This window comes from Sneathiella sp., from assembly GCF_029233945.1.
Lineage (GTDB): Bacteria > Pseudomonadota > Alphaproteobacteria > Sneathiellales > Sneathiellaceae > Sneathiella.
The window spans coordinates 1-26,855 of record NZ_JARGOQ010000048.1; the positions used below are offsets into that span (position 1 = coordinate 1).

Sequence of the window (26,855 nt, forward strand, 5' to 3'; positions counted from 1 at the left end):
GGCGATAAAGACCGTTCCGGAGCACACGGAACAAAGGGTCGCGCCCTGCTCGAACTGTCCGCGGACCCAGTCGGTCATCCTTGGCCAGGCATAATTCAAATCCGGGTCCGGCGAAAGGGCCAGATCCGTCGCGATAATGATGTCGGTCCTGTTGGTCTCGCGGATGGAGGCATGGGGCGCGATGGGCGTGCCGATGGCGCTCGAAAAATTTTCACCATCCTCCGAGACGATCTGCACATCCATCAACGGCTTTCCCTCGCCCTCACCGGTCACCTCGGCCCAGCCAACACCAACGGAGGAGAGAACCTCATAAAGCCCGTAAATCGTCGCCGGCGTACTCTGCGGCAGAGCGATCAAGCTCACTTTGATAGGATCAGGGGCGGAGGCTTTTTTCATGGCGCTATTGTGATAGGAAGGCTTCCGTTTGTCCAGTGCGCTTCTCTCCTTTACGCGCAACAAAAAAAGCCTCCGGAATGGCTTCCGAAGGCTTTTGAATTGGCTCCCCGAGCAAGACTCGAACTTGCGACAGGCTGATTAACAGTCAGCTGCTCTACCAACTGAGCTATCGGGGATCAGGGCCCGAACTATATCGGGATGGCGGCTTATAGCAATTGCGTCTACCCCTGCCAAGCCTTGATTTGCCAAATAGACAAAAAATTTCGCCTATATCCGGTCTGAGGGTGGGGCGAAGTTATTCCTGTCCATGCGCCGCGGAGATTTTCTTATCCGTATTATATTGGCTCAGCGCATAAACAGCCCAGATTGCGGCGGGAATCCAGCCGATCAGCGTAAGTTGCAGGATCAGGCAGATAATCCCCTGAAACGGCTTGCCAATGGTGAAGAATACCAGGAATGGCAGGATAAGCGCGATAATCAGTCTCATATGGGCGACCCCCTAAAATATATAACAGTCGCCCAGTTTACCGGACCTTGCCCCGCTTGGCAAATGGCAGAAGGGGGGAGGCGCGTTATTTGCCGGGCTTTGCGGACTTCGGCTTGCGGCGTCCCGGGCGGGAGCGATGCAGGGTCACCAGTGCCCAGATGGCGGCGGGCAGCCAGCCCAGCACGGTCAGCTGCAGGATCAGGCAGATGACCCCTTCGACCGTGCGGCCCAGCATGAAAAACAACAGCCAGGGAAGCAAAATTCCGATTGCGATATACATTGATCTCTCCTGCGGTGCATGACGGCGTAAAGCGCTGCGATCCGGGCGGCGCCACAGTCAGGACGCGGGAAGTCGCCCATTTGTGAGATATTCAAGGTAAATTTCGGGAAAAATTGGAGGCCTGGACCGGAATCGAACCGGTGTACACGGATTTGCAATCCGCTGCGTCACCACTCCGCCACCAGGCCTCTAAATATGTGGTGTGTTGCTCGAAAGCCTAGGCGTTGTAAGGCTTTCGGCAGGGAGTGTCAAGCGCAACAATCGGTGCGTGGAGCCGGGCGCGGTGCGGGCCTCAGGCGGTGACTTTGCCGCCCGCCTGAAAATGATCCATGGGGCCGTAAAGCTTCGTGATTTCGGCGAATTCGGCCTGGTCATAGAAGGCGCAAATGCCGCCCGTGAAGCTTTTTGCCACCTCCAGCGTGAAGCGCGCGGCGGCCTCCACATCGGTGAGATGGGTCGCGCCCGTCGCGCAGCCCGCGACCGGCACTTCCGTCGTGATGGCGACGCCGACGACCGGCGCGGCCGTCGCGGTGCAGGGCTGCATAATGCTGTTGAGGTGATAGAGTCCGTTGCCGTAAGGGGTGATATCCTGCTGCGCAAGCGCGAACACCTGCGGCAGCTTGCCCGTCACCTGCGCCATGAGGTCGAGAAGATCATCGCTGGTTTTCAGGATATAGCCTTCTTTCACGGTCGGCGACAGGGCGAACCCCCGGTGATTGAGAATCTTGTTCCCCTTGGTCGTATCGACGGAGAGGATGGCGTCCATCTCCGGTGAGACTTCCCATTTGTTCTTGATGTCCATGGGGATGGGCGAATCCATGAACGGGACCGGCGTGTGCGGCCGGGTCGGCGCATCGGGGCAGATATGGGTGGAGATAATCACATCGCCCGCCAGCCGATCGCCTTGCGCCGCCATCTTGGCGAGTTTCGCCGCCGCCGCCAGCACCGCAAGTGCGCCGTCGCCGTCGGAGACAAAGCCGATCCGTTCGGGCCGCGCGCCAAGCCCGCCAAGTCGGCCGATAATGCCAAGCGTCGGCGCGTCCCCGCCGATGGCGCATCCGTCCATGCCGGGGATGGTAATGCGGATAAAGTCGGTTTCCCCCTTGTCGGAGGCGGCGCGGTTGATCTCGCACTCGGCCTCCCCGGTTTCCATGATGTAATCGCGCACCACCGCACCGCTCGCGGAAGGTGAATCCAGAAGCTCAAAGATATCGATGATTTGTTTCAGCATGTCCCATATTCTTTTGTTGCTATATCCCAGCCTGAAATCTAGCCCGGGGGCGCAAAAGTTGAATATGAGGGCGACTACGTATCTCTAGCGCTCGCCCTAGAGCATCAGCACCTGACGGATCAGGCCCGAAACGGTGGTAACGCCAAGCTTTTTCATCACCCGGCTCCTGTGAATTTCCACGGTCCGGTGGCTGATATCGAAAAGCCGGGCGATTTCCTTGTTGGAAAGACCGGCGACGACATTCTCCGCCACCTCCAGCTCCCGCCGGGTCAGTTGCGGATAGGCCTGCGCCATCCGCATAGCGAGGTTTTTCTTCTCGCGCGGGCGGGTGTCGGTCATGGAATTGAGCTGCATACGAAGTGAACTGCTGAGGATATTGCGGGCCGTGGCGACGGGCTTGCCGCTCTGGGCGCTGACCTTTCGCGCCATTTCCCCGGAATAGGCCATGCTGTACATGACGATGAAATCGCAGTTCTTGAGGTTGCGGGTGATGTCGTCGATATTGCCGCTCGGGCCGGGCAGGGTATAGCTGACCGACTGGCGGATCGCCGAGCCATGGGTGAAGATATTCTCGGTCCCCTGCAGATCGACGGAATAGATGATGCCGACGCGGCACCCCACCATGGTGAGGGACTGGACCCAGGATTCGACAATGGTCTGGGCGTTCAGCAGCGGGGTCTTGGTCACGATATCATCGCGCAAGCCCGTGCTGACGATGACGATAAAGTCGTAGTTTTCCTGATCCAGCCGCTCGCAGAGCGCCGCAATCCGCGTCTCCACGATATCCGCCGAGACGATCTTGTATTCCCCGTTGGCGAAGCGCGTATGCAGGGTAATCTGGTTGGGGGCCAGCGGTAACTTGTCAAACTCGGCCGGGTCGATGCCGTCAAGGGCGCCGAATTCCTCGACGATGATCTCGGTGTCAAGCTGCCGGAGAAGCTGCGGCACGATATCCGGGCGCGGTGCCTGCCCGATGGTGACAAAGGCAATTCTCGGCAGTCGTGCCATCCTTATCCCTTCATGAAAATAGCGGTTATAGACGCTCTGGCGCGCAGGATTCAAGGCGTCCAACATGTGTAAGGGCTTTTACGTATTTAACGAAACTGTCACAAGGTTCAAACTTCTCACACTGGATAAAGCGATTTTCAGGAAATTCTGGGGGCAAGTCAATGAGCATGGAACAGATACAGGGCAAAAGGCTGGCATTGGTAACCATCGGGCAGGCACCACGGGTCGATATCACCCCGGACATGATGCGCGGCTTTGAAGACATCTATGAGATCACCGAATTCGGCGCGCTCGACGGCATGACCCGCGAAGAAGTGGCCGCGCTCGCCCCGACGGAGGGAGAGGAACGGCTGATCAGCCGCATGGTCGATGGCGAGGAAGTCATCTGCTCCCACGCGGGGATCGAGGCACGGCTCGCCGATCTGTTCGCCCGTATCGATGCCGACAAATTCGACGCGATCCTGATGCTCTGCTCGGGCAAGCTGGCCGAGGCGAGCCACACGCTTCCCGTCTTTTCCCCCTATGATACATTGAATGCCGAGATTGCCGAATGCCGCGCGCGTGGCGAGGTGATCGGTATGATCTCCCCGCTGGCCGAGCAGATGGGCAAGAACGAGGCCCTGTTCGACAAGCCCGATGAGGCGCGCTTCGCCCATGCCTCGCCGTATGGCGGTGACGCCTTCGAGGCAGTGGGCGAGGAGCTTCAAGACACAGACGTCATTATCATGAACTGCATGGGCTTTGATGCCGAGATGGCGGCAAAGGTGGAAAAGACCGCCGCCGTGCCGACGCTGACAGTCCGGCAGATTTTCATGAAACATATCGAACGGGCGCTCTCAAAGGATGCTGCGGCGTGATCGCCGTCGCCCGCGTGATCAATAAAAAAATAACGGGAATATTGTGCAAGAATTCAACCTGGAGGATGAAAGAATGAAAGACATAAGCAGACGTAGCTTTGGCAAGTTCGTCAAGGCCTGCGCCGTTGCGGGACTGGCCGTTGCCAGCCTGGGCGCAGCGATGGAACCGGCGACCGCCTTCGAGCGGGTGGACGGCGGCAAGATTCTCGTTATTGCCGGACGCCAGCCGGTGTCCACCCTGGACCCGAGCGTGAAATACAATGCGTCCATCCGCAGTCTGCAGCAGGCGCTCTATGATGCGCTGGTAAAGTATGAAGACACGCCGCCGACCGTAAAGCCCTGGCTCGCCGAGAGCTGGGAATCGAGTGAGGACGGCAAGACATGGACCTTCAAGCTGGTCAAGGATGCCAAGTTCCATAGCGGCAATCCGGTCAATGCGGAAGCGATCAAATATTCCTTCACCCGGACGCTGGAACTCAACAAGGGTCCTGCCTGGATGCTGTCCGATTTCCTGAAGCCCGAAGGTATTGTCGCAGTTGACGATTACACGGTTCAGTTCAATCTTGAAAAGCCCTATGCGGCGTTCCTGTCCTTCCTGCCGTGGTGGTATATCATGGACCCGGCCGTCGTCAGCGCCCATGTCGAGGGGGATGATTATGGCCAGGCCTGGATGACCGAGAATGAAGCGGGCAGCGGTCCTTATTCGCTGAAGCGCTTCGATCAGGGCACGCTCTATGAAGTGGCGCGGGTCAAGGATTACTGGAAAGGCGATGGCGGCTCCAATATCGAGGGGATCGTTTATAAGCTGATGCGGGAAACATCCGCCCAGCGCGCGGCCCTGATGACTGGTAAGGCGGATATCGTGCTTGATCTCTCTCCGGATGAATTTGATCAGGTGGCGAAAGCCAAGGGCATCAAAACCTCGACCGAGCCGGCCCTGACCGCGTTTGGCCTGAAGTTCAACACCCAGGGCAAATATATGTCCGACAAGAACCTGCGCAAGGCGGTGGCCTATGCCTTCGATTATGACGCGCTGGTTGCCATCTTCAACGGCAAGGCGGTTCTGCAGACGAGCCCCTTCACCGATGATATCAAGGGCAAAATCGACGTGGCGGGCATTCCGCGCCATGACATGGAGAAAGCCAAGGAATATCTGGCGAAATCCCAGTGGCCTGAGGGCGGGATCGAGCTGGAATATGTCTATGTGCAGGGTCTGGAGATTGAGCGCCTGATGGGCCTTGTCCTGATCGACAAGCTGAAGCCGCTCAACATCACCGTGAAAATGGTGCCGCTGACCTGGCCGAACCTGGTGGCGCGCGGATCGAAGCCGGAAACCTCGGCGGATATGATGGCGATTTTCGCAACGCCGGTCTCCACCGACCCGGACGCGGTGGCCTATCAGTACCACCCGGAATCCTGGGGTAAATATTATGGCACGCATTTCTATGAAAACCCGAAAGTCACGGAGTTGATCGAGACGGCGCGCTATACCACAGATTGGGATGAGCGCGCCCCGATGTATGCGGAAATCCAGAAGCTGATCGTCGAGGATCAGCCGGAAATCTTCGGCATGATGCGCAAACGGCTGATTGCCTACCGCGACTATGTCACCGGATTCTCTTATACCCCGGTCCGTATGACGTCGGAAGTTGACTATTACGGCCTTGGTATCGGAAACTAGCTTCCTGCCTGTCCTGCCGGGTTATACGGGCCCGGCGGGACCTTTTCACGCCGTAGGAGATGACATGCTTCATATGATTGGCAAGCGCAGTATCCTGATGCTGGGCATGCTGTTGGGATTGCTGGTGATCACCTTCTCCATCTCCCATATAGCGCCCGGCGACCCTGCGGCCCTCGCGGCTGGCCCCGATGCCACGCAGGAAATGATCGATCAGGTGCGCGAGGAATATGGGTTTGATAAACCACTGGTAGAGCAGTTCTTTATCTATGTTGGCGGTATATTCGAGGGCAATCTCGGCCGCTCCGTCTATACCACGCGGCCGGTGGCCGAGGACCTCATGGTCTATTTTCCGGCGACGCTGGAACTGGTGCTCTACTCGATCCTGTTCGCGATTGTCCTCGGGGTTCCCCTGGGCGTTATCTCCGCCGTCAAGCAGAATGGCTGGGTGGATAATGTCGTCCGCATCGTCAGCTCCTCCGGCGTCGGCTTGCCGATGTTTTGGCTCGGGTTGATGCTGCAGCTTTATTTCAGCCTCAAGCTTGGCTGGTTTCCGTTGGGCGGCCGTCTGGACTTGATGACCGACCCGCCGACGGCGATTACCGGTATGTACACCGTCGATGCGCTGCTGACGCTCCGGTTTGGCGTTTTCTTCGAGGCTCTGCACTATATGGTGCTGCCCGCCATTGCCCTGAGCTTTCCGGCACTCGCCTCTATCGTCCGGGTCAACCGGGCGGAAATGATCGAGACCCTCAGCCTTGATTACGTGACCAACGCCCGCGCGCAAGGCATTTCCCGATTTCGCATGATCGCGGTCTATGCGCTGAAAAACGCGATGTTGCCGACCATGGCGATTATCGGCCTGCGCTTCGGCTGGATGCTGGGCGGCACGGTGTTGATCGAAAGCGTTTTTGACTGGCCCGGCGTCGGGCTCTATGCGCTGCAGGCGGTCACCGCCTCGGATTTCGAGCCGGTAATGGCCGTGACCCTGATCCTTGGTGCCTGGTTCATGCTGACTAATTTTCTCATCGATATCATATACGGCGTGCTCGATCCCCGCGTTCGCGGCCGGGCGTAAGGAACGGAATGATGACAGATATTATTGACACTCCTGCCGAGCCGACCTTCCGCGAACGGCACGCCAGCACGATCCGCACCTGGCGGCTCTATGCCCGGACCTTCCGCAATAACGGCGCCGCAATGATCGGGCTGATCATCATTGCCGGATTTATGTTCCTGGTGATCTTCGGCCCGTCCATCGTGCCCTATCCCGAAGATGCCCTCGGCGCGACCCATATTGAGAACAAGCTGCAACCGCCGAGCGAGAAACACTGGTTCGGCACCGATGAGGTCGGCAACGATGTCTTCACCCGGGTTGTCATCGGCGCCCGCGTCTCGCTTCAGATCGGACTGATCATTACCGGCATTTCCATGCTGATCGGGGTGCCGCTCGGGATTATTGCGGGCTATGTCGGCGGCTGGGTCGAAGAAAGTATCATGCGCATCACCGATATCTTCCTCTCCATCCCCGGGCTGATCCTCGCCATCGCCATCGTCGGCGTGCTGGGACCGGGGATCGGCAATGCCATGCTCGCCATCTCGTTGGTCTGGTGGCCGGGCTATGTCCGGCTGGTGCAGGCAAAAACGCTGTCGCTCAAGAGTGCGATCTATGTGGATGCCGCCCGCTCCATGGGGGCGAGCAAGATGCGCATCGTCTTCGTGCATATCCTGCCCAACTGCCTGTCGCCGATTATTGTGAAAGTCAGCATGGATATGGGCATGGCCATTCTCTATGCGGCCAGCCTCGGCTTCCTCGGTCTCGGGGCGCAGCCGCCGTTTCCCGAATGGGGCGCGATGATCAGCGTCGGGCGAAACTACCTGCCGGACTGGTGGTGGTATTCCTTCTTCCCGGGCCTCGCGATCTTCCTCACCGTACTTGGCTTTAATCTGCTGGGCGATGGCCTGCGCGATATTCTTGATCCGAAGGGGAGGGAATAATGACGGAGCTTCCGGTTTTGGAAATTCGCGATTATCGATTGAATTTCAATACGTTCGACGGTGTTTATCATGCGCTGGACGGGGTCAATCTCGCGGTCGGCAAGGGGCAGTCCCTCGGCATCGTGGGGGAGACGGGCTGCGGCAAGTCGGTGACCGTGCGTAATGTGCTGGGCCTGCTGCCGAGCCCGCCCGCCGAGGTCATTTCGGGCGAAATCCTCTATAACGGCCTCGATATGCTGAAAGTCACGCCCGCCGAGATGCAGAAAATCCGCGGGATCGAGATTGCCATGATCTTCCAGGATCCGATGACATACCTCAATCCGGTGTTCACCATCGGCACGCAGATGATCGATGTCATCCTCGCCCATCAGAAGGCCCTCGATAAACACGCGCGCAAGAACAAGAAGCAAGCGCGCGCCCACGCCATCGAGATGCTGAGAAAAGTGCATCTGCCGAATCCCGAAAGCCAGATCGACCGCTATCCGCATGAGCTCTCAGGCGGGATGCGGCAGCGCGTACTGATCGCGATGGCGCTCTCGGGTTCGCCGAAATTGCTGATCGCCGATGAGCCGACGACGGCCCTCGATGTGACGATCCAGGCGCAAATCCTCGATCTTATCGCCGAACTGGTGGAGGATATGGGCCTCTCCGTCATCATCATCACCCACGACCTCGGCGTGGTCGCCAAGGTCTGCGACAATGTCGCGGTGATGTATGCGGGGCAGGTAGTGGAATATGGCACCATCGATGAGGTATTCGGCCAGCCGAAACATCCCTATACGGAAGGCCTGCTGAAATCCATTCCGCATCCGGGGAAACCGCCGGAGGAGCTCTACGGCATTCCGGGTTTTCTGCCCAACCTGCTGACCCCGCCCGTCGGCTGCCGCTTTCAGGCGCGCTGTGCGAAGGCGATGGACATCTGCGGCACCCCGCCGGTAAACCGGAATAATGTGGGCCATGACCGGACGGTGCTCTGCCACCTCTATGAGGAAGGATTCGCCGATGCTTGAAACCCATGATCTCACGGTGGGCTTCCCGGTCCGCGCCGAGGGCAAGAAAGCGGTCCTGACGGCGGTCAACAAGGTCAATCTTCATATCGAGAAGGGCGATGCGCTGGGTCTGGTTGGCGAATCCGGTTCCGGCAAGTCCACCGTGGGGCGGACGATCCTGCATCTCAACAAATCGACCGGCGGCAGCGTTATTTTCGACGGTCAGGACATCACCCGGCTCAACAGCGCTGATGAAAAAGTCCTCCGCCGCCGCGCCCAGATGGTGTTTCAGGACCCGCATTCGGCGCTTAACCCGCGCATGACGATCATGCGTTCGGTCGCGGAGCCGCTGATTTTGCACACCAAATTGCGGGGCGCAGAGCTGCGCGAAAAGGTGGGCACGCTGTTGGAGATCGTGGGCTTGCAAAAGCAGTTCCTCTACCGCTATCCACATGAGCTGTCCGGCGGGCAGAAACAGCGGGTCTGTATCGCCCGGGCCATTGCGCTCAATCCCGAACTTCTGGTGCTGGATGAGCCGACCTCGGCGCTCGATGTGTCGGTGCAGGCGCAGATTCTCGAATTCCTGAAATCGATCCAGAAGGAACTCGATCTCACCTATCTCTTCATCTCCCATAACCTCGCGGTGATCCGCTATGTCTGTAATCGCGTCGCGGTCATGTATCTCGGCCAGATCGTCGAGCAGGGGGAGACGGAGGAAGTCTTCAATAACCCGAAGCATCCCTATACCAGGGCGCTTTTGGAGGCGGTGCCGCTGCCCGAACCGGGCCAGCCCCGGCGCGGCAAGCCACTAATTGGCGATATCCCGAGCCCGCTCAACCTGCCGACGGGCTGCTTCTTCAATAACCGCTGTGAGAAGGCAATGGCGGGCGTCTGCGACAAGGCGCCGGTGCCGAACTTCACCGTCGAGAACGGGCGGCGGGTGCGCTGCCTCCTCTATGATCCGGCATCAGCCCCGCAGGTGGAGGCCGCCGCCGTCTAGATCCGCGCGTTGGAGATATTCCGGACGATCAACTGCATCAGCTCGCTGCCCGTGGATACCCCCATTTTCGAAAGCATGCGGGCGCGGTGAATTTCCACCGTGCGCGGACTGATGCCGAGTTCTGCCGCGATTTCCTTATTCGCGAAGCCCTTGATCAGCAGCTCAAACACCTGATTTTCCCGCTTGGTCAGCTTTTCAAGGCGCTGGCTGAGCGCGCTCCCTTCCAGGAGACCCGCGCCGCTGGAGGTATCGCGGCTTTGCTTGATCATCTTGGCGACGGTGCCGGCAATGATCCGCCGCATCTGGACGACGGGCCGACCCGAGGCCTCCCGGACGAGATCCATCACCTGCTGGTCATATCCCATGGAATTGAGGACGATCAGGTCCTGATCCCGAAGCTCCTTCGCCGCATGGAGCAGGGCGTCCTGATTATAGGCGGGGGCATAGACCGACTTGACGCGGGAATCGCGGATTTCCTTGCCCCGCGTGAGCTGGCCTTTCAGCGGGCGGATCTGGCCAACCTTCTGCCCGGCGATCAGGATCGATTCCGTGAATTTATCAAGGGCGTTCTGTGCATGAATGACATAAGGGCTGGTCGTGCCGAGATCGAATACCCCGGTCGAGGCAATGACGGTGAGGTCATTGACCGTCTTGCCGCGCCCCTCACACAGCTCCAGTATTTTCTGGCGCAGCCAGCTTTCGGAGATGGCAACGATGGAGCCGTCTTTCAGGGTGGTGGCGATCCCGGCTTCGTCCGGGCGCGGCTCCAGCTCCATGATCTCGGCGGGCGTCAGGTCATCCAGTGCACCCTGTTCGACAATCTCAGTTCCATCCGGCAGATGGGCGAGGATTTCGTCGATCATGTCCTGACGGGGTGATTGCCCGGCGGTGATAAATGTCAGTCGTTGCAAGCAGGGTTCCTCTTTCGCGCGGTGCAACTGTCTTGTCATACTATATCGCGCTGACCGCCCCGCGCCAGCCTAAAGAGGACGGATAAGCCTAGGTATCGATACGTATTTAATCGGTTGGCCGTTCGCGATAGGCTGAGCTTTCAATACAGAAAGAAAATTGTGAGAAGAAAATGGCTGAACAGTTAGGTGCCGCCGTTATGGCGCAAGGCGAGGAACGCCCGCTCGGGCCGGGAGAACGTTATTTAAGCGCGGACGATGTGGAGGCGCTGGCGCTCGGCGCCTGGATTTTGGGCACGGGCGGCGGCGGTTCGCCCTATCTCAGTCTTCTCAATGTGCGGCAACTCTACAAAAAGGGGCATAAAGTCATCCTGAAACACCCGATGACATTGCCCGATGATGCGCTGGTTGCGGTTCTTTCCACCCAGGGGGCGCCGATTGTCGGGATGGAACGGCTGGGGGACCCTGAAAACTCCCTGAAACCGCTTCGTATCCTCGAAGATTATCTCGGGCGCAAGTTCGATGCCGTGATGCCGGTGGAAATCGGCGGCGGCAACGGGGTCATGCCGCTGATGGTTTCCGCCATTTCCGGCCTGCCGACCATCGATGCGGACAGCATGGGCCGCGCCTATCCCGAAGCCCAGATGACCAGCTTTTCCGCCGCCGGATTGCAATGCTTCCCGATGGCCATGGCGGATATCCGCGACAATGAAATCCTGATCAAGACCGCCGACAGCTGGAAATGGATGGAGCGGATCAGCCGGAAAATATGCACCGAACTCGGCTCCACCGCCTCGACCTGCAAGGCGCCGCGCTCGGGCGCGGAGGTCAAGAAATTCGGCGTGCTGCATACGACGACCAAGGCGATCGGCCTTGGCCGCGCCGTGTTCGAGGCGCGCAAGAACCACACCGATCCGGTCGCGGCGATTGTCGAGAATTGCGACGGGCTCAAGCTGTTCAAGGGCAAGATCACCGATATCGAGCGGCGCACGACGGAAGGCTTCCTGCGCGGCCGGGCCGAGCTGGACGGCATGGATGAGGATCAGGGGAAGCAATTCACCCTCGATTTCCAGAATGAATATTCCGTGGGCTCGCAAGGCGGCAAGCCCGTGGTGATGACGCCGGACCTGATCTGCGTGGTTGACAGCATCAATGGCGACGGCATCGCGACCGAGACCGTCCGCTATGGTCAGCGGGTGACGGTTCTGGCTCTGCCAGCGCCGGATATCTTTCTCACCCCGCGTGGGCTGGAACTTGTGGGGCCGCGCGCCTTCGGGTTCGATTTTGATTATAAATCAGTATTTTAAGGGATAAATCTCATGCAACGCATTGGCATTGATGTCGGCGGAACGAACACGGATGCGGTTCTCGTCGATCAGGATAAGGTGGTTGGCGCGGTCAAGACCCCGACCACCCGGGATGTGACCGGCGGGGTGCGCAAAGCGCTGGAAGATCTGATCGCCCTCGTCGGGCCGGAGGCGAAGAACGCCAGCTCCGTCACCATCGGCACCACACATTTCCTGAACGCGGTGGTCGAGCGGCGGCGGCTGAACAAGGTGGCGGCGGTGCGGATTTCCTTGCCGGCGTCCGCCAGCCTGCCGCCCTTTGTTGACTGGCCGGAAGATGTGGCGGCCATCGCCAACGGCGGCCATTACATGGTACGCGGCGGTCATGAATATGACGGGCGGGAGATTGTTCCGCTCGATGAAGAAGAACTCGCGCGCGTTGGCCGCGACATCCGCGAGGCGGGAATTACCTCCGTCGGGATCAGCGCGGTCTTCTCGCCGCTCAATGCGGAGTTTGAGGAGCGGGCGAGAGAAATTATCGAGGCCGAATGCCCCGGCGTCCGGATTACCTGCTCCCACAGCCTCGGCCGTCTTGGCCTGTTGGAGCGGGAGAATGCGACACTTCTCAATGCGGCGCTCCTTGATCTCGCGGAGGAGGCGACGGATGCCTTTCAACAGGCGCTTGAGCAACTCGGAATCACCGCGCCGCTCTATATCGCGCTCAATGACGGAACGGTCACGAATGCGGAGATGACGCGGAAATTCCCCGTCTACTGCTTTGCCTCCGGCGCGACCAACAGTATGCGCGGCGCGGCGTTCCTCTCGAAGATCGAGAATGCCATCGTCTGCGATGTCGGCGGCACGACAACGGATATCGGCTCCCTCGTTAACGGCTTCCCGCGGGAGGCAAACAGCACGGTCACCGTCGGCGGGGTGCGGACTTTGTTTCGCATGCCGGATCTTATTTCCATCGGCATTGGCGGCGGCACGCGGGTGCATGACGATCCGCTGGATGTCGGCCCGGACAGCGTTGGGTTCCGCCTGACGGAAGAGGCGCGGGTCTTCGGCGGGGATCAACTGACCCTGACCGATGTCGCTGTCTCCAAAGGACTGATGGAGGCGGGGGAGGCGAGCAAAATTGCCGATCTCGCGCCGGACTATGTGGATAAAGTTCTTGCCATCGTGCATGAACGGATCGCCAGCAATGTGGACCGGATCAAGACGGAGGCGACGGAAGTGCCGCTCATCGCCGTGGGTGGCGGCGCGCCGCTGATTCCGACCGAAATTCCCGGCATTTCCCGGGTCCATCATGTGGAGAATTTCGCCGTCGCCAATGCGGTCGGGGCGGCCATTGCCCAGATCAGCGGGGAGGCGGATCAGGTGTTCCAGGGCCTCAGCCGTGATGAGGCCCTGGCCGAAGCCCTTAAAATCGCGGAGGAAAAGGCGATCAGCTCCGGCGCGGCGGCAGATTCGCTGAAGACCATCGAGATGGAGGATCTGCCCATCGCCTATATTCCCGGCCATGCAATAAGGGCACGGGTGCGTGTCATTGGCGATATCGCGGCACTTTCGGGGTTGTAATTCAGAAATTTCTTCTATTCAGGGCGTGAATTGAGTAGCATTGCTCGCCTAAGTCGGGGCGGTGCCCCTTAAACTCAATTCATGCTGTCGCGGGCGCGGCCCGCCGGGGAAGATCTGGTTCCGGTGACAAAGTTCCTTCGCATAGCGCTGTCCCTTTGCTTTTCCCTGTTTCTTCTCCTGTTGCAACCGGCGGCATCCTCGCAGGCCGAAGATGGCGTTGAGAACAGCGAAATCCTGTTTGGTCAAAGCGCCGCGTTCGACGGGCCGTCGGCGGCCCTTGGCGAGGGGATGCGCGACGGCATCCTCGCCGCGTTTGAGGAGGTCAATCGCGACGGCGGCATCCACGGGCGAGAGCTTCGCCTGCATTCCTATGATGACGGATACAAGCCGTCGATGGCCATCCAGAATGTCAACCGGCTGATCATCCATGACGGGATATTCGCACTCGTCGGCCTTGTCGGCACACCGACGAGCAAGGCCGTCGCGCCGATCGCGGCGGAGAAGGATATTCCCCTGATCGGCCCGTTTACAGGCGCGGCGTTCCTGCGCGCGCCCGATCAGGAGAATGTGGTCAACCTCCGCGCCTCCTACGAGCAGGAGACGGAAAGCTGGATCGAGCATCTGACGGAGGATCTGGGTATCAAGCGCGTCGCTGTCTTCTATCAGGATGACAGCTTCGGGCGCGCGGGTCTTGCCGGTGTGCGGGAGGCGCTGGCGCGGCGCGGGCTGGAGATCGTGGGGGAGGGGCGCTATATGCGCAACACCACGGCGGTGAAACGGGCGTTGCTCGCCATCCGCGACAGCGACCCGGAGGCGATCGCCATGATCGGCGCCTATAAGGCGAATGCGGCCTTTATCCGTCTTGCGCGGGATCTCGGCCTGAATGTGATTTTCATGAATATCTCCTTTGTCGGTTCGAAGGCGCTCTCGGCGGAGCTGGATGGCGACGGCCGGGGCGTCTATGTCACGCAGGTCGTTCCCTTTCCCGACGACAGGACTATTCCGGTGGTCGATGCCTATCACAAGGCGCTGACCGCCTATAATCCGGCGCTCGATCCCGGTTTTGTCTCGCTGGAGGGATATCTGGTCGGGCGGTTTGTGGCGGCGGTGCTGGCGGAGATCGGGCCGGAGCCGACACGGGAAAAGTTTCTCAGCGCTGTCAAGTCAACCCGCCGCTTCGATATCGACGGGCTGGAACTCGTTTTCGGTCCCGGCGACAATCAGGGGCTGGACCGGGTATTCCTGACCGAGATAACAGGCGATGGCAGCTTTCGCGCCATTGATCGGCTGACAAAATGACGGCGCCGCAGACAGTCAAAAAGAGCGCAGGCCCGACGCTTAAAATCAATGGCAAGCTTGTCCTCGCGCTTGGCTTTCTGGCGGCGATGAGTGTCGTTGCCGGCATCATCGCCTGGTACTCCTTCGATCATGTGTCGCAATCGACCGAGAAAATCACGCACGGCAGCATCCCCGAGATCGAGGTGGCGCTGCAACTCGCCCAGATCAGCGCGGAGATCTCCGCCTCCGCGCCGGACCTGATGGCCAATACGGAGCTGGAAGATCACAAGAAGACGGTCGAGGCGCTCAATCAGCGGGCCTTTCGCCTCTCTGAACTCACCGACCGGTCGCGCGATGTCTTCGGGGAATCGGAGAGCTGGCGGACGCTGAAGGATATCGAGCATGAGCTGGTCCTGAGCCTCGGCACGCTTAAAAACGATGTTGAAACCCGGCTGGCGGAGCAGGAGGAACGGCAGGACGCGACCGGGCAGCTGACCCGCCTGCACGAAACTTTCCTGCTCCGGATGGAGCCGCTGATCGATGATGCGGTTTTCGAATTCGTCATGCAGGGGGAATGGCTCTCCGCCAGAAGCAATGTCTATATCGCGGACCTGGTTGAAAGCTCAATGCAAAAGGTCGGCGAGTTCCTGAAGTTCGGCGATACCATCGACGATCTGGAAGGCGTGCTGTCGGCGGTCATTCTGGCATCCGATCTTGATAGTTTCGGCCCGCTACAGACCCGCTACAGCGCGTTGGAGGCGGAGATCGAGGAGAATGCCGCGCGCTGGGCAGCGGAGGCCGGGGAGCCCGCCTTTGTTGACCTTGCGCAGACGATCCTCGATTTCGGGCGCGGGCCGGACAATATCTTCATCTTGAAGGAGCAGGAACTCTGGCAGACGCCGCCGGGACAAAGCCCGGCGCTCTCGCCGCGGCTCGTGCAGAAGGGCAATCTTCTCAGGATCAGCCATGAGAGCTTTCACACCGTCTATTCCAGTGCCCTGATCGATGTGGTCAAGAACCTGGAAAACAGGTCCCAGAGCGAAACCCGTCAATCGGGCAGCGAACTCAGCGATCTTATTCTTGACGGGGCGAACACGCTGCATCTCTTGCTGTCGCTCCGGGCGGAAGGAAATCTGGTGGCGAGCATCCTCGGGGAGATGTCGAATGTACCAGATGTCGCGAATATCGGTCCCTTCGCCGAGCGGTTCGAGGCGTCGGAGGCGCGGATCAAGGATATGCTGGCCGACCTCGGGACCGCGCGGGAAAAGACCGAGCTTCGGAATACCACCCTGAGCCTGCTGAATATCGGGACGGGGGAGAATAACCTGTTCGAGATACATCGGGCGGAACTTGAGAGCAGCGGTCGCGCGGTCATGGCGCTGGCGAACGCCCGCGAAATTGCGGCCAGCCTGCAGGCGGAGGTGGCAAAGCTGGTCGCGGCGGCGCGCGAACGCGGCGTGACCGCCGGGGGCCACTCCACCGAAGTGATTGAGCTTGGCCGCTCTCTTCTGGTGCTGGTGGCGGTGGCGAGCCTGGCAACGGCGGTGCTTGTCATGCTGTTCTATATCCGCCCCCGTATCATCCGTCCGCTTGAGAATATCACCGGCGCAATGACCCGCCTCGCCGACGGGGATACGGGCGTTGACATTCCCTATCGCGGCCGCAATGACGAGGTGGGGGACATGGCCAACGCGCTCGCCGTGTTCCGCGATACCGCCATCGAGATACAGGAATCCAACCACCGCGAGATCGAGGAGGGCCGCCGCCGCCTGATCAATGCGATCGAGAATATCTCCGAGGGTTTCTCGCTGTATGATGCCAATGACAAGCTGGTCGTCTGCAACAGCGTCTATCGCGACCTGTTTTTCCCGAAAAAGATTATCGAGACGGAAATCGGCAAGAGCTTTGAGGAGATCATGCGCAATGCGACGAAGCTGGCCCTCATTCAGGATGCACTCGACCGCGAGACGGATTGGCTGAGGGAAAGCCTTGAAAATCATCGCAAGCGGCTGAATTCGGGCATGCTGCGTCGCTCCGATGGCCGCTGGGTGCTGGTCAATGAACGCAAGACGGAGGATGGCAGCACCGTCGCCGTCTATTCCGATATCACCCAGATCAAGCAGCAGGAGCAGGCAATCTCGGAGCAGTCGCAGGCGCTGGAACGGCTCTCCAACCAGCTGGCGAAATATCTCTCGCCACAGGTCTATGCCTCCATCTTCGAGGGGCGCAATCGCGGCGATATCACCAGCCGGCGCAAGAAGCTGACGGTGTTCTTCTCCGATATCGTCGGCTTTACCGAGATCACCGAACAGATGGAGGCGGAGGATTTGACCCGCATCCTCAATCAGTATCTGACAGAGATGTCGGAGATTGCGCTTGAATATGGCGCGACCATCGATAAATTCGTCGGCGACGCCATCGTCATTTTCTTCGGTGATCCCGAGAGCAAGGGCGTGAAAGAGGATGCCCTCGCCTGCGTGAAGATGGCGCTCGCCATGAAAAAGCGGCTGCAGGAGCTGAACGAAGGCTGGCTTGAAATGGGTGTCGAGAAGCCGCTGCAATGCCGGATGGGCATCAATACCGGCTATTGCACGGTCGGTAATTTCGGCAGCAGCGAGCGGATGGACTACACCGCCATCGGCAACGGCGTCAATCTCGCCTCCCGACTGGAATCGACGGCGGCGACGGGGGAGATCCGCATCTCCCATGAAACCTATGCCAATGTGAAGGATGTAATTCTCTGCGGCAAGCGGAAGGAAATCACGGTCAAGGGCTTCCACCTTCCGATCAATACCTATGTCGCGCAGGAAGAACGCGACGAGGTGATAAGCGAGGCGGAGACCATCCATGAAGAGCTCCAGAATGTCCGGCTGGATATCGACCTGAAGAACATGACCCCCGCCGCCCGGCGCAAGACGGAGGCCTTGCTGCAGAGAGTTCTGACGCAGATTGCGACCGGTCGACCGGATGACCCGCCCGACGGGGAGGATGGCTAGGCCGAACTTTGCCTGTCCTGGCGGAATAGAGTGCCATAGAAAATTTTGCGGTTGCGCCGCAGCATAAATCCTCTACTCTGTTCTTATGCAGAAAACCCAGACTGTTTTCGATGAAATGAACGGGGAAGCGGGAGACGTTCGCTATCCTTACGAAGAATACCAGAAATGGCTGTCGGAAGAAAACCCGGCAAGGCTTCGCCGCAAATCAACCGCCGCCGAAGCCTTTTTTCGCCGCACCGGCATCACCTTCAATGTGTATGGACGTGAAGAAGCGGCCGAACGGCTGATCCCCTTCGATGTTATTCCCCGGGTTATCTCGGGGCGGGAGTGGGCGCGGCTGGAACGCGGTATCGAGCAGCGGGTGCGCGCGATCAACGCCTTTCTCCACGATATATATCATCGGCAGGAAATCCTCCGTGCGGGCCGTATCCCGAAAGAGCTGATCGCCAATAACGATGCCTTCCTGCCGCAGATGATCGGCGTTTCCCCGCCGGGGAATGTTTATACGCATATCGTCGGCACCGACCTTGTGCGGACGGGGGAGGATGAGTTTTACGTCCTTGAAGACAATGCGCGCACGCCATCCGGTGTCTCCTATATGCTGGAAAACCGCGAGACGATGCTGCATATGTTTCCCGAGCTGTTCTCGCAGGTGAAGGTCCGCTCGGTCAGCGACTATCCGAAACATCTCCGCCGGTCCCTTGGCGAATGTGCGCCGTCGGCCTGCGGCGGCAAGCCCGTTGTCGCGGTCCTGACGCCCGGTATTCACAACTCCGCCTATTTCGAGCATTCGTTTCTGGCCGACCAGATGGGCGCGGAGCTGGTGGAGGGACATGACTTGCGTGTTGTCGATGGCCGGATCGCCATGCGCACCACGCGCGGCTATGACCCGATCGACGTACTGTATCGCCGGGTCGATGACGAATATCTTGATCCACTGAATTTCAATCCGGAATCGCAGCTCGGTGTCGCCGGGATCATGGATGTCTATCGGGCGGGCGGGATCACCATTGCCAATGCCCCCGGCACCGGCATTGCCGACGATAAGGCGATCTATTCCTATATCCCCGAAATTGTCCAGTTCTATACCGGCGAAAAGGCGATTTTGCAGAATGTTCCGACCTGGCGCTGCGCGGAGGCCGACTCGCTTTCCTATGTCCTCGATAACCTTGAGGAGCTGGTGGTGAAAGAGGTGCATGGCTCGGGCGGTTACGGCATGCTGGTCGGACCGGCGGCGAGCAAGCGGGAGATTTCCGCCTTCCGTGCCAAGCTGAAGGCCCAGCCCGGCAACTATATTGCGCAACCGACCCTTGCGCTCTCGACGGTCCCGATCCTGACCAAGAAGGGCCTTGCGCCGCGCCATGTGGATCTGCGCCCTTTCGTGCTGGTCTCTCCGCGCAATGTAAAGATTACGCCCGGCGGATTGACGCGGGTTGCGCTGAAGGCCGGATCGCTCGTCGTGAATTCCAGCCAGGGCGGGGGCACGAAAGACACCTGGGTATTGGAGGAATGACGCGCGATGCTAGGTAAAACCGCAGGCGGTCTTTTCTGGATGTTCCGGTTTCTCGAACGCAGCGAAAATACATCGCGGATGCTCGACGCGGGGTTTCATATTGCGCTGACCCGGTCCACGGCGGCGGAAAATGAATGGGCCTCGGTCGTGGCGGCGGCGGGCGTGACGGAGGCTTATACGGCCAAATATGATCAGTATGTCGCCCCGCATGTGATTGATTTCCTGCTGCGCGATAAAAGCAATAGCTCCAGTGTCTGGTCCGTTATCGAAGGGGCCCGTAACAATGCCCGGATGGTCCGCACGGCGCTCACCCGCGAAGTGTGGGAGGCAACAAACGAATGCTGGATCACGCTGAAAGACCTGCTCTCCCGCCCGGTGTCGGAGCGGGACCTGCCCGAAGTGCTCGGCACGATCCGCCAGCAAAGCGGGTTGGTGCGTGGCGCGCTGCACGGAACCATGCTCAGGAATGATATATTTGACTTCGCCCGCCTCGGCTCCTTTCTGGAGCGGGCGGACAATACGGCGCGAATCCTTGACGTGAAATATTATGTTTTGCTGCCCTCTGCTTCCTTTGTGGGCTCGTCTCTCGATAACGTGCAATGGGAATCGATCCTGCGCTCCGTCTCGGCGCAACGGGCCTTCCGATGGCTCAATCCCGGGGAAATCAACCCGGTGAGCATCGCCGAATTCCTCATTCTCGATCGGCGGATGCCGCGCTCCCTGGCCTTCTGCTATGCGAAAATTGTTGATAATCTAGGCTATCTTGAGGAAGATTACGGGCTTCGTCTCGATTGCCATGAGATGGCAGCCCCAATACTGAAAAGACTAACGGAAGCTTCGGTCGATTCCATCGTTGATGAAGGATTGCATGAATTTATCACCGCCTTCCTCCGGGACAATATGGCGCTCGGCAACCAGATTGAACAGGACTATCGCTTTATCGGATGACTGAATGATTCTGAAAATTTCACATCTGACGAAATACCGCTTCGAGGAGCCGGTACATTATGCGTTGCAACAGCTCCGGCTGCTGCCGAAGAGCGGCGTCGGGCAGAATGTCGTATACTGGGATGTGACGGTCACCGGCGGTACGCACGAGGTTGAGTTCGATGACCAGTTCAGCAACCGTGTCATGCTTGTCGGCATTGATCCCGGTGAGACTGAAATCTCCATCCTGTGCGCCGGGGAGGTCGATACGACCAACCTGCATGGCGTTATCGGCCCGAATATGGGTTTCGCGCCGCTCTGGCTCTTTCTTCGGCCGACGCCGCTGACGAAACCGGGCAGCCGGGTTGCGAAGCTGATAAAGGAACTCGGGACGGATCACGAAACGGATGTCACGCGGCTTCATACGCTGTCGCGGCTGATCGGGGAGGTGGTGCCCTATCAGACCGGGGAAACTCACGCAGAAACCACGGCGGAGGAGGCTTTGGTCGCCGCCGCCGGCGTCTGCCAGGATCATGCGCATATCTTTGTCGCGGCGGTCCGGCAGATGGGCTTTCCCGCGCGCTACGTCAGCGGCTATCTGATGATGAATGACCGGGTGGAACAGGATGCGACCCATGCTTGGGCCGAAGCTTATCTGCCCGACCTGGGCTGGGTCGGGTTCGATGTCTCCAACGGGATTTCACCCGATGACCGCTATATTCGCGTGGCGACGGGGCTGGATTACAAGGATGCGTCGCCGATCTCGGGCCTGCGTTTGGGCTCGGGCGGGGAACATATGGATGTAACGCTACAGGTACAACAATAACCTTCCGTGAAATAAGGATCGAAGAAAAAGAATGACATATTGCGTCGGGTTGAGGCTCAACAAGGGCCTCGTTTTCATGTCGGATACGCGCACCAATGCGGGCGTGGACAATGTTGCCGTCTTCAAGAAGATGCACAGCTGGGTCATTCCCGGAGAGCGTGTCATCACCATGATGACGGCGGGAAATCTCGCGACAACCCAGGCCATCATCAGCACTTTGGACGAGCGCTCCAAGGCGCCGGAAGACCGCAAGCCCTCGATTTTGGAGGCACCGTCCATGTTTCAGGTCGCGCGCCTTGTCGGGGAGACCATTCGCGAGGAAATTCACGGCACCGTCATCGAAGGGCAGGAAGCGGATTCCGCATTTAACGCGACCCTGATTCTCGGCGGGCAGATCAAGGGCAGCGATCCGCGCCTGTTCCTTGTCTATCCGGAAGGAAACTTTATCGAGGCCTCCGCCGAGACGCCTTTCTTCCAGATCGGGGAGACGAAATACGGCCGGCCGATCCTGGTTCGGGCCTATGATCCGGAGATGAGCTATGAAGAGGCGATAAAGCTGTTGCTGGTGTCCTTTGATTCGACCATCAAGGCCAATCTGTCGGTTGGCCTGCCACTCGATCTTCAGGTTTATGACAACGACAGTTTCGAAATCGGGGAGGAGCGGCGCATTCAGGCGGATGATCCGTATTTCAACCTGATATCAACCGGCTGGGGAGATGCCCTGCGGGAGGCCTTTCGTTCCTTGCCCGATTTTCATTTTTCGGACCAGGATCAATAAATTTTTAAGGCGCGCCGGATAATGTGAGGGAGCCTGCCCGTGGTTACCTTATGGCTTGCGCAAGAGGGCGGTAATTCAGTATAACCACGGAAAGGTCCATTAGGGGGTGATCGGAAAACATGATCTCTGAAAAATTCGCCGAGGCGCGCCATCATATGGTGCTCAGTCAGTTGCGGCCGAACCGGGTAACGAGCGACCGGGTGGCGGAAGCCATGGATACAGTCCCGCGCGAGGAGTTCGTGCCGAAGGAGCTGCGCGGTGTGGCCTATCTGGATGAGGATCTGGAAGTCGCCCCGGGGCGCTTCATTGTTGAGCCTCGGGTTTTCGGCCGCCTCCTGCAGGAAGCCGATATTAAATCCACGGAAGTTGTGCTCGATATCGGGTGCGGTACGGGATATTCCGCCGCCGTCCTCGGGTTCCTCGCGCAGGCCGTTGTCGCCATCGAGAGTGATCCGGCGCTGGTGGAAACCGCAAGTGCAACTTTGAGCCGGCTTGAGTGTGATAATGTCGCCGTTGTTGACGGCGCGCTGGCAGACGGAAACGCCAAGCAGGGGCCCTATAACGTTATTCATATAAATGGCGCGATTTCGAGTGCGCCGCAAAGTCTGCTGGACCAGCTTGCCGAAGGCGGCCGACTGGTCTGTGTGCTCGGGTCGAACCCGGGTGTTGCAACGGTATATCGTCGCCAGGGGGACAGGTTTTTCCCGCGGGCGGCCTTTGATGCGTCAGTGCCGGCTCTGCCGGACCTGATGAGTGTCGCGTCCTTCGAATTTTGATCGCAGGCGGCGGCGTCACAATTTTGTCATGCTTGCCGGGAATAACGGGATGTATGATACAGCGCTGATTGGTTTTGATGTCGGGTTTCATACAGACGATTTATTTAAAATTGTTGATTGAAACCGGTATCGGGACTAAATTCGGCTATGGTTAATTTCTTAGCGGCCTGAATTTGGGTTCGAGAGGCGAGTTTGATGAAAAAAGTAGCTTTGACCGTTGCATCCGTATTGGCGGTTACGATGCCTGTGTCTCTGGTGAATGCCGAGACGTTGAGCGATGCACTGGCATCAACTTATCAGAATAACCCGAGCCTGATGGCCGCGCGGGCAAATGTTCGCAGCGTTGACGAAGGTGTGCCGCAGGCCCTGTCAGGCTGGCGCCCGGAAGTATATGCAATCGGTGAGGTTGCCTCGCAGCATTATGATGTTAATCCGTCGGTGGCAGGCACGAGCAGGGGCTCCAATCCGCGAGAAGCATCTCTGGTTGCCTCTCAATCACTTTATGCCGGCGGACAGACGATTGCCTCGACCAAATCCGCTGAAGCGGACGTGAATGCGGCGCGGGCCGGATTGCTCTCGACCGAGCAGAATATTTTCCAGTCCGCTGTCGAGGCTTATATGAATGTGCTTCGCGATGAAGCGCTGGTTGAGTTGAACCGCAATAACTCGGTCGTCCTGCGGCGCCAGCTGGACGCGGCAAATGACCGCTTCCAGGTCGGGGAAATCACCCGCACCGACGTGGCACAAGCCGAAGCCCGTCTCGCGGACTCAGTTTCCAGGGTGATCCAGGCCGAGGGTAACCTCCGGTCCACCCGCGCTAATTTTGAACGGATCGTCGGACGCCCGCCGGAGAACCTTGAAGACCCTTTAGTGCCCTCCGACTTCCCGGAGTCGGAGGAGACAGCGCTGACGATCGCCCTTGAAAACCATCCGGATATTGAGGCTGCGAAATTCAACGAGGAAAGCTCCCGCCATGTGATTCGCGCCACCTCCGGGCAGTTGCTGCCCTCGCTCGATCTTGAAGGCAGTCTTGCAACCGGTTGGGATACAGCCGGATCGGGCACGGATAGCGACACCGCGCGGATCGGTGCGGTGCTGACGGTGCCGCTTTATCAGTCCGGCTCCGTCTACAGCCAGGTGCGTCAGGCGCGGCAGGTGAACAGCCAGCGGATGCAGGAGATTGAGGAAACGGTCCGCTTCGTGCGCGAATCCGTTATCCAGTCATGGGAGCTTCTTGAAACCTCCCGCTCGCGCATTGGCGCGAATGAGGAAGCCGTGCGCGCCAATACCATCGCGCTGGAAGGTGTTGAACAGGAAGCGCAAGTTGGCTCCCGCACCACGCTGGACGTGTTGAACGCGGAGCAGGAACTCCTGCAAAGCAAGGTGGACCTTGTCACGGCGCGGCGCGACCAGTATGTGGCTATCTACTCGGTCCTCGCCACGATCGGCAAGTTGAATGCGCGCGACCTTAATCTGAACGTCGATTATTACGATCCGACCGCCAACTACGACAGGGTCCGGAATAAATGGTTCGGTACGGATGGCGGATTGGATTAAGAAATAATTAAAGTAAACCGGCCATAGTTGACTGAACGAGCGATTAATAACGATGAGGCGCATGCTCGTCGTGAACTAGGCCCCCGGATTCAATGGTGAATTGACTATGAGCGATCCAACGACAGAACAAGAACCGACGATGGAAGAGATTCTAGCCTCCATCCGGCGTATCATCTCCGAAGACGGAGAAGAAGAAGGCCAGGAGGAGAGCACCGCCGCCGAGGCTGGCGCCGAAGAAGCGGAAGATACCGTCGAGGTTGAAGCTGACGCGGACGCGGAGACAGAAGCCGAGCCGGAAGCAATGGCGGAGGCCGAGGAAGAACCGGAGCCCGAACCCGAACCGGAATCTGAGGATGATGTTTTGGAACTGACGGACGAGGTTGAGGAGGAAGAGGTGCTCACCCTCGAGGAGGAAGTCGAGGAAGAGGCTATCGAACTCGATGTCGAGGCTTCTGATGAGCCGGAAGCTGAACCCGAGATGGTGGCCGACGCAGAAGAGGAAGCTGAGCCGGAAGTCGATTTTGAGGCGGAAGAGGAAGCCGAACCTGAACCCGAAGTGGCAGAAGCCGCCGCTGTCACATCGAACAGCCTGTTGGCTGACCCTACAATTGCCGCAACCACATCTGCCTTTGCCAATCTGGCCGGTGCCGTTGCTTCATCACGAGGATTGCAAATGGGTAAGAATGCAACGTTGGAAGACATGGTCAAAGATATGCTCCGTCCGATCTTGAAGGACTGGCTCGATCACAATCTCCCCCAGATCGTGCAGCGCATCGTCGAGCGCGAAGTGAGCAAGCTCGCTGACCGGGCGGACGACGAAGAATAAAGTCCTTCCTCCCGGGTGGTGAGCCGACTATATTACTCCCGAAATTTTGCCGACTAATCAATAAAGAAAGGTTCAGCGATGCTGGACAAGTCTTATCGACCCGATGAGGTCGAGAGAAAGCTCTATTCTCAATGGATGGAGCAGGGGGCGTTTGCCTGTGGCCGCGCCAAATCCGACGATAGCTACACGATTGTTATTCCGCCGCCGAATGTGACGGGCAGCCTGCATATGGGCCATGCGCTCAACAACACGCTGCAGGATGTGCTGGTGCGGTTCGAGCGGATGCGGGGGAAAGACGTGCTCTGGCAGCCGGGTATGGACCATGCCGGCATCGCGACGCAGATGGTGGTTGAGCGCCAGCTCGGGGAGCAGAACATTACCCGCCATGATCTGGGCCGGGAGAAATTCATCGAGAAAGTCTGGGAATGGAAAGGCGAGTCCGGCGGGCAGATTTTTGAGCAGCTCCAGCGCCTCGGCGCGACCTGCGACTGGGATCGCGAACGCTTCACCATGGACGAGGGGCTCTCCAAGGCCGTCCGCAAGGTGTTCGTCCAACTCTATAAAGAGGGGCTGATCTACCGCGACAAGCGGCTGGTCAACTGGGACCCGAAATTCCACACGGCGATTTCCGACCTTGAGGTCGAGCAGAAGGAAGTGAACGGCCATATGTGGCACTTCCGCTATCCGGTTGAGGGTGAGGAGGGGCGCTTTATCACTGTCGCGACGACACGCCCCGAAACCATGCTCGGCGATACGGGTATTGCCGTCCACCCCGAAGATGAGCGCTATACCGACCTTGTCGGCAAGTTCGCGATCCTGCCCATCGTCGGACGCCGTATTCCGATCGTCGCCGATAGTTACGCCGACCCGGAGCAGGGCTCCGGCGCGGTGAAAATTACGCCGGCCCATGATTTCAACGACTTCGAGGTTGGCAAGCGCGCCAATCTGGAGGTCATTAATATCATGGATGAGAATGCGCATCTCAATGACGCGGTGCCGGAGGCCTATCAGGGCATGGAACGGTTCGAGGCACGCAAAAAGATCGTCGCTGAGATCGAAAGCCTTGGTCTGCTCGACAAGATCGACGATCATCCGCATACGGTCCCCTATGGTGACCGCTCCGGTGTGGTGATCGAGCCCTTGCTTACCGATCAGTGGTTCGCCGATGCGGCAACCCTCGCCCAGCCCGCGATCCGCGCGGTGGAGAGCGGCAAGACAAAATTCGTGCCCGAAAAATGGACCAACACCTATTACGACTGGATGCGCAATATCCAGCCCTGGTGCATCTCGCGCCAGCTCTGGTGGGGGCATCGCATCCCGGCCTGGTTCGGCCCGGACGGTATGATCTTTGTGGAAGAAACCGAGGAAGAGGCCGTTGCCGCCGCGAAGGCGCATTATGGCCGTGACGAGGAACTCTCCCGCGATAACGACGTGTTGGATACCTGGTTTTCCTCCGCGCTCTGGCCGTTCTCGACCCTTGGCTGGCCGGACAAGACGCCGGAGCTGGACCGCTACTACCCGACCGACGTGCTGGTCACTGGCTTTGATATTATCTTCTTCTGGGTCGCCCGGATGATGATGATGGGCCTGCATTTCATGGAGGAAGTGCCGTTCCACACGGTCTATATCCATGCGCTGGTCCGCGATGAGCAGGGCGCGAAGATGTCCAAATCCAAGGG

At 59.0% G+C, this 26,855-nt stretch carries 23 protein-coding genes, 2 tRNA genes and 1 pseudogene; 18 read left to right on the forward strand and 8 right to left on the reverse strand.

The features are described 5' to 3' along the window. The 7 genes and pseudogenes from P1U71_RS14110 to P1U71_RS14140 all read right to left on the reverse strand — a co-directional run. Positions 1-363 (reverse strand): annotated as a pseudogene (locus tag P1U71_RS14110) (transcriptional regulator); the annotation flags it as partial. Between the two features lie 133 nt (positions 364-496). Next, positions 497-572, reverse strand: a tRNA-Asn gene (locus P1U71_RS14115). Positions 573-691: 119 nt separating this feature from the next. Next, the gene (locus tag P1U71_RS14120; protein ID WP_301106258.1) at positions 692-883 is read right to left on the reverse strand and encodes a YqaE/Pmp3 family membrane protein; all 192 of its coding nucleotides are present in this window, start codon (positions 881-883) and stop codon (positions 692-694) included. 85 nt (positions 884-968) lie between these two features. Next, entirely contained in the window at positions 969-1,163 is a 195-nt protein-coding gene (locus P1U71_RS14125; protein ID WP_301106259.1) for a YqaE/Pmp3 family membrane protein, read from the reverse strand. Positions 1,164-1,277: 114 nt separating this feature from the next. Beyond that, positions 1,278-1,351: transfer RNA gene (locus tag P1U71_RS14130), tRNA-Cys, on the reverse strand. 104 nt (positions 1,352-1,455) lie between these two features. Further along, positions 1,456-2,394 carry a DUF1177 domain-containing protein gene (locus tag P1U71_RS14135; protein ID WP_301106260.1) on the reverse strand — a complete coding sequence of 313 codons (939 nt, stop codon included), beginning with the start codon at positions 2,392-2,394 and terminating at the stop codon, positions 1,456-1,458. 96 nt (positions 2,395-2,490) lie between these two features. Next, the gene (locus tag P1U71_RS14140) at positions 2,491-3,402 is read right to left on the reverse strand and encodes an AroM family protein (protein WP_301106261.1); all 912 of its coding nucleotides are present in this window, start codon (positions 3,400-3,402) and stop codon (positions 2,491-2,493) included. Positions 3,403-3,563: 161 nt separating this feature from the next. On the opposite strand from P1U71_RS14140, the gene P1U71_RS14145 reads away from it, so the two are divergent. The 6 genes from P1U71_RS14145 to P1U71_RS14170 all read left to right on the forward strand — a co-directional run bounded on the left by P1U71_RS14145 (position 3,564) and on the right by P1U71_RS14170 (position 9,924). Further along, positions 3,564-4,259 (forward strand): AroM family protein, encoded by a 696-nt coding sequence (locus P1U71_RS14145; protein ID WP_301106262.1) that lies wholly within the window; start codon positions 3,564-3,566, stop codon positions 4,257-4,259. A 73-nt stretch (positions 4,260-4,332) separates the two neighbouring features. Continuing rightward, positions 4,333-5,940, forward strand: coding sequence for an ABC transporter substrate-binding protein (locus P1U71_RS14150; protein ID WP_301106264.1), 1,608 nt, complete (start codon positions 4,333-4,335; stop codon positions 5,938-5,940). 64 nt (positions 5,941-6,004) lie between these two features. Continuing rightward, positions 6,005-7,015 carry an ABC transporter permease gene (locus P1U71_RS14155; RefSeq protein WP_301106265.1) on the forward strand — a complete coding sequence of 337 codons (1,011 nt, stop codon included), beginning with the start codon at positions 6,005-6,007 and terminating at the stop codon, positions 7,013-7,015. Between the two features lie 11 nt (positions 7,016-7,026). Beyond that, positions 7,027-7,935 carry a nickel transporter permease gene (nikC, locus tag P1U71_RS14160; RefSeq protein WP_301106266.1) on the forward strand — a complete coding sequence of 303 codons (909 nt, stop codon included), beginning with the start codon at positions 7,027-7,029 and terminating at the stop codon, positions 7,933-7,935. Continuing rightward, positions 7,935-8,945, forward strand: coding sequence for an ABC transporter ATP-binding protein (locus P1U71_RS14165; protein WP_301106267.1), 1,011 nt, complete (start codon positions 7,935-7,937; stop codon positions 8,943-8,945). Before nikC ends, P1U71_RS14165 begins: the two co-directional genes overlap by 1 nt. Beyond that, entirely contained in the window at positions 8,938-9,924 is a 987-nt protein-coding gene (locus tag P1U71_RS14170) for an ABC transporter ATP-binding protein (RefSeq protein ID WP_301106268.1), read from the forward strand. The genes P1U71_RS14165 and P1U71_RS14170 overlap by 8 nt, the downstream gene beginning before the upstream one ends. On the opposite strand, the gene P1U71_RS14175 is transcribed toward P1U71_RS14170, so the two are convergent. Then, entirely contained in the window at positions 9,921-10,835 is a 915-nt protein-coding gene (locus P1U71_RS14175; RefSeq protein WP_301106269.1) for an AroM family protein, read from the reverse strand. The two genes, P1U71_RS14170 and P1U71_RS14175, sit on opposite strands and share 4 nt — an antisense overlap. Before the next feature lie 197 nt (positions 10,836-11,032). On the opposite strand from P1U71_RS14175, the gene P1U71_RS14180 reads away from it, so the two are divergent. The 12 genes from P1U71_RS14180 to P1U71_RS14235 all read left to right on the forward strand — a co-directional run. Beyond that, positions 11,033-12,139, forward strand: coding sequence for a DUF917 domain-containing protein (locus tag P1U71_RS14180; protein ID WP_367281201.1), 1,107 nt, complete (start codon positions 11,033-11,035; stop codon positions 12,137-12,139). A 12-nt stretch (positions 12,140-12,151) separates the two neighbouring features. Continuing rightward, positions 12,152-13,699, forward strand: a complete 1,548-nt coding sequence (locus tag P1U71_RS14185; protein WP_301106271.1) for a hydantoinase/oxoprolinase family protein — start codon at positions 12,152-12,154, stop codon at positions 13,697-13,699. Positions 13,700-13,822: 123 nt separating this feature from the next. After that, complete coding sequence (locus P1U71_RS14190; RefSeq protein WP_301106272.1) at positions 13,823-14,998, forward strand: ABC transporter substrate-binding protein; 1,176 nt, start codon at positions 13,823-13,825, stop codon at positions 14,996-14,998. After that, on the forward strand, positions 14,995-17,973 hold the full coding sequence (locus tag P1U71_RS14195) for an adenylate/guanylate cyclase domain-containing protein (protein WP_301106273.1): 2,979 nt from the start codon (positions 14,995-14,997) through the stop codon (positions 17,971-17,973). The genes P1U71_RS14190 and P1U71_RS14195 overlap by 4 nt, the downstream gene beginning before the upstream one ends. Before the next feature lie 85 nt (positions 17,974-18,058). Then, positions 18,059-19,486 (forward strand): circularly permuted type 2 ATP-grasp protein, encoded by a 1,428-nt coding sequence (locus P1U71_RS14200; protein WP_301106274.1) that lies wholly within the window; start codon positions 18,059-18,061, stop codon positions 19,484-19,486. Positions 19,487-19,492: 6 nt separating this feature from the next. Then, positions 19,493-20,434 carry an alpha-E domain-containing protein gene (locus P1U71_RS14205; protein ID WP_301106275.1) on the forward strand — a complete coding sequence of 314 codons (942 nt, stop codon included), beginning with the start codon at positions 19,493-19,495 and terminating at the stop codon, positions 20,432-20,434. A 4-nt stretch (positions 20,435-20,438) separates the two neighbouring features. Further along, positions 20,439-21,239, forward strand: a complete 801-nt coding sequence (locus P1U71_RS14210; RefSeq protein WP_301106276.1) for a transglutaminase family protein — start codon at positions 20,439-20,441, stop codon at positions 21,237-21,239. Positions 21,240-21,270: 31 nt separating this feature from the next. Further along, on the forward strand, positions 21,271-22,017 hold the full coding sequence (locus P1U71_RS14215) for a proteasome-type protease (protein WP_301106277.1): 747 nt from the start codon (positions 21,271-21,273) through the stop codon (positions 22,015-22,017). 119 nt (positions 22,018-22,136) lie between these two features. Next, positions 22,137-22,793, forward strand: a complete 657-nt coding sequence (locus P1U71_RS14220; protein WP_301106278.1) for a protein-L-isoaspartate O-methyltransferase — start codon at positions 22,137-22,139, stop codon at positions 22,791-22,793. Positions 22,794-22,988: 195 nt separating this feature from the next. Next, entirely contained in the window at positions 22,989-24,350 is a 1,362-nt protein-coding gene (locus P1U71_RS14225) for a TolC family outer membrane protein (protein WP_301106279.1), read from the forward strand. A gap of 106 nt (positions 24,351-24,456) precedes the next feature. Further along, the gene (locus tag P1U71_RS14230; RefSeq protein ID WP_301106280.1) at positions 24,457-25,176 is read left to right on the forward strand and encodes a DUF2497 domain-containing protein; all 720 of its coding nucleotides are present in this window, start codon (positions 24,457-24,459) and stop codon (positions 25,174-25,176) included. A 78-nt stretch (positions 25,177-25,254) separates the two neighbouring features. Next, positions 25,255-26,855 (forward strand): valine--tRNA ligase (locus P1U71_RS14235; protein ID WP_301106281.1); only part of this gene is annotated, 1,601 nt, incomplete at its 3' end.

Bases quoted from the DNA above. Each gene is read 5' to 3' on its own strand.
- P1U71_RS14120 (WP_301106258.1), bottom strand. From the start codon at position 883: ATGAGACTGATTATCGCGCTTATCCTGCCATTCCTGGTATTCTTCACC.
- P1U71_RS14125 (WP_301106259.1), bottom strand. From the start codon at position 1,163: ATGTATATCGCAATCGGAATTTTGCTTCCCTGGCTGTTGTTTTTCATG.
- P1U71_RS14135 (WP_301106260.1), bottom strand. From the start codon at position 2,394: ATGCTGAAACAAATCATCGATATCTTTGAGCTTCTGGATTCACCTTCC.
- P1U71_RS14140 (WP_301106261.1), bottom strand. From the start codon at position 3,402: ATGGCACGACTGCCGAGAATTGCCTTTGTCACCATCGGGCAGGCACCG.
- P1U71_RS14145 (WP_301106262.1), top strand. From the start codon at position 3,564: ATGAGCATGGAACAGATACAGGGCAAAAGGCTGGCATTGGTAACCATC.
- P1U71_RS14150 (WP_301106264.1), top strand. From the start codon at position 4,333: ATGAAAGACATAAGCAGACGTAGCTTTGGCAAGTTCGTCAAGGCCTGC.
- P1U71_RS14155 (WP_301106265.1), top strand. From the start codon at position 6,005: ATGCTTCATATGATTGGCAAGCGCAGTATCCTGATGCTGGGCATGCTG.
- nikC (WP_301106266.1), top strand. From the start codon at position 7,027: ATGACAGATATTATTGACACTCCTGCCGAGCCGACCTTCCGCGAACGG.
- P1U71_RS14165 (WP_301106267.1), top strand. From the start codon at position 7,935: ATGACGGAGCTTCCGGTTTTGGAAATTCGCGATTATCGATTGAATTTC.
- P1U71_RS14170 (WP_301106268.1), top strand. From the start codon at position 8,938: ATGCTTGAAACCCATGATCTCACGGTGGGCTTCCCGGTCCGCGCCGAG.
- P1U71_RS14180 (WP_367281201.1), top strand. From the start codon at position 11,033: ATGGCGCAAGGCGAGGAACGCCCGCTCGGGCCGGGAGAACGTTATTTA.
- P1U71_RS14185 (WP_301106271.1), top strand. From the start codon at position 12,152: ATGCAACGCATTGGCATTGATGTCGGCGGAACGAACACGGATGCGGTT.
- P1U71_RS14195 (WP_301106273.1), top strand. From the start codon at position 14,995: ATGACGGCGCCGCAGACAGTCAAAAAGAGCGCAGGCCCGACGCTTAAA.
- P1U71_RS14200 (WP_301106274.1), top strand. From the start codon at position 18,059: ATGCAGAAAACCCAGACTGTTTTCGATGAAATGAACGGGGAAGCGGGA.
- P1U71_RS14205 (WP_301106275.1), top strand. From the start codon at position 19,493: ATGCTAGGTAAAACCGCAGGCGGTCTTTTCTGGATGTTCCGGTTTCTC.
- P1U71_RS14210 (WP_301106276.1), top strand. From the start codon at position 20,439: ATGATTCTGAAAATTTCACATCTGACGAAATACCGCTTCGAGGAGCCG.
- P1U71_RS14215 (WP_301106277.1), top strand. From the start codon at position 21,271: ATGACATATTGCGTCGGGTTGAGGCTCAACAAGGGCCTCGTTTTCATG.
- P1U71_RS14220 (WP_301106278.1), top strand. From the start codon at position 22,137: ATGATCTCTGAAAAATTCGCCGAGGCGCGCCATCATATGGTGCTCAGT.
- P1U71_RS14225 (WP_301106279.1), top strand. From the start codon at position 22,989: ATGAAAAAAGTAGCTTTGACCGTTGCATCCGTATTGGCGGTTACGATG.
- P1U71_RS14230 (WP_301106280.1), top strand. From the start codon at position 24,457: ATGAGCGATCCAACGACAGAACAAGAACCGACGATGGAAGAGATTCTA.